At 80.5% G+C, this 774-nt stretch carries 1 protein-coding gene; it reads left to right on the forward strand.

The window, feature by feature from the left end; translation table 11 throughout:
• A partial coding sequence (locus tag ABEB16_RS21285; RefSeq protein ID WP_425560285.1) for an FAD-binding oxidoreductase occupies positions 1-774 on the forward strand: 774 nt, incomplete at both ends.

Consider the following 774-nt stretch of genomic DNA (forward strand, 5'->3'; position numbering starts at 1 on the left):
CGGCCTGCGGGCTCGCCGCGCTGGCCGGTTTCGCCCCCGGCGTCGGCGTCGTCGGCTACACCCTCGGCGGCGGGCTGGGCTGGCTGGCCCGCTCCCACGGGCTGGCCGCCGCCAGCGTCACCGCCGCCGACGTCGTCACCGCCGACGGGGTGCTGCGCCGCGTGGGGCCGGGCAGCGACCCGGACCTGCTGTGGGCGCTGCGCGGCGGTGGGGGGTCGTTCGGGATCGTCACCGCCCTGGAGTTCCGGCTCTACCCGATCACCACCGTGCACGCCGGGGCGCTGGCCTGGCCGGCCGCCGAGGCCCGGCGGGTGCTGCGCGCCTGGCGGGCGTGGACGGCGGCGCTGCCCGCCTCGGTGACCTCCGTGGCCCGGGTGCTGCACCTGCCGCCGCTGCCGGAGCTGCCGCCGGCGCTGCGCGGGCGCTCCCTCGTCGTCGTGGAGGCCGCCATGCAGGAGGACGCGGCGGAGGCCGACCGGCTGCTGGCCGGGTTGCGCGCCCTGGCCCCGGAGCAGGACTCCTTCGCGGACGTGCCGGTGGCGGACCTCGGTGCGCTGCACCTGGACCCGGTCGACCCCACCCCCACCGCCGGCCACGGCGTCCTGCTGGCGGACCTGCCGGTGGAGGCCGTCGACGCGTTCGCCGACGCGCTCACCGGCCCGGGCGGCACCGCGCTGGCCTCCGCGGAGCTGCGCCACCTCGGCGGCGCGCTGGCCCCGGAGCGGGCCGAGGGGGGCGCGGTCGCCGCGCTCGACGCGCCCTACGCCCTCTTCG

Origin of the sequence: Kineococcus glutinatus (assembly GCF_039542765.1) — a bacterium.
Taxonomy (GTDB): Bacteria; Actinomycetota; Actinomycetes; order Actinomycetales; family Kineococcaceae; genus Kineococcus_A; species Kineococcus_A glutinatus.